The organism is Bradyrhizobium nivariense (assembly GCF_029846695.2).
GTDB lineage: Bacteria > Pseudomonadota > Alphaproteobacteria > Rhizobiales > Xanthobacteraceae > Bradyrhizobium.
In genome coordinates this window covers 1-916 of sequence record NZ_JARWCR020000200.1, presented here as the reverse complement: position 1 = coordinate 916, position 916 = coordinate 1, and the positions used below count along the sequence as shown (strand labels likewise).

Genomic DNA, 916 nt, shown 5'->3' with positions numbered 1-916 from the left:
CACCGCCGACCGCCAGACTGCCGCAGGAGAAGAGCCGTCGGAAACGGTGCTGCTGACCAAGACGCGGCTTAGGGAAAAGCTGGCGAAGCTCGAAGAAGAAGTGAAACGGCTGGCCGCGATTGAAAAGGCATTGCTCGCCTCGCCCGACAAGCAGATATCGCTGACCGATCCCGATTGCCGCTCGATGGCAACGAGCGGGCGCGGCTCAGGCATGGTCGCCTACAACGTACAAAGTGCGGTCGACACCACGAACCATCTGATTGTCGCGCACGAGGTCACCAACGTCGGCACCGATAGATCGCAACTGGCGACGATGGCGCAGGCGGCGAAAGCCGCGCTGCGCAGCGATAACTTGGACGTCGTTGCGGATCGGGGCTACTTTAAAGGTGAGGAAATCCTGGCATGCGAACAGGCCGGGGTCGCGGTCACGCTACCCAAGCCGCAAACTTCGGGAGCCAAGTCGGCAGGCCGCTTTGGGAAACCTGATTTTGTCTATTTGGCCAAGGACGACGTCTATCGCTGCCCGGCCGACGAGAAGCTGGCGCACCACTTCACCGCTGATGAAGATGGCCAGAAAATGCGGATTTACTTGACGAAGGCGTGCCGCACATGCCCGTTCAAGGATCAGTGCACGACGTCCAACGAGCGCCGCATCAAACGCTGGGAACACGAACACGTCGTCGAGGCCGCGCAGGCGCGGCTCGATCAGAACCCGCAAGCCATGCGTGTGCGCCGCGAAACCGTCGAGCATCCGTTCGCCACACTGAAGATGCGGATGGGTGCAACACACTTTCTAATGAAGCGGTTGCCCAATGTCGCGACCGAAATGGCGCTGAACGTACTCGCCTACAACCTCACGCGCGTAATGAACATCGTCGGCATCAAGCCGCTCCTGGCGGCAATCCGGGCGTGAGAG

Annotated in this window: 1 protein-coding gene; it reads left to right on the top strand. The window is 60.7% G+C overall.

Translation table 11 applies throughout. The features are described 5' to 3' along the window. Positions 1-913 (top strand): transposase (locus QCM77_RS45935; RefSeq protein WP_280097144.1); only part of this gene is annotated, 913 nt, incomplete at its 5' end. Positions 914-916 lie beyond the last annotated feature (3 nt).